We start from the raw sequence: 359 nt of genomic DNA on the forward strand, positions 1-359 counted from the left end.
GTCCAGGACGGACGTACCCGATGGCTCGTGTTGGTCGGGGTGTTCTGTGGCTTCGGATTTTTGACCAAACAGTTGCAAGTCATGCTCGTCGTGCCGCCGTTGGCACTGACCTATCTGATTGCAGGTCCGCCGAAATTGGGTAAGCGCGTGCTGCAATTGTTTGCCGCGCTCGGCGGCATGATCGTCTCCGCCGGCTGGTGGTTGGCGATCGTCGAATTGTGGCCGTCGGCTTCACGTCCCTGGATCGGCGGCTCACAGAACAACTCGATCCTCGAATTGACCTTCGGTTACAACGGATTGGGTCGGTTGAGTGGCAACGAGACCGGCAGTGTCGGTGGCGGCGGAATGCGGACCGCCGG

Annotated in this window: 1 pseudogene; it reads left to right on the forward strand. The window is 60.4% G+C overall.

Features of this window, described 5'->3' with window-relative positions:
• Positions 1–60 precede the first annotated feature (60 nt).
• A pseudogene (locus tag FH08_RS0134240) lies at positions 61–359 on the forward strand (glycosyl transferase); the annotation flags it as partial.

Source organism: Caballeronia sordidicola (assembly GCF_000729995.1).
GTDB classification, from domain to species: domain Bacteria; phylum Pseudomonadota; class Gammaproteobacteria; order Burkholderiales; family Burkholderiaceae; genus Caballeronia; species Caballeronia sordidicola_A.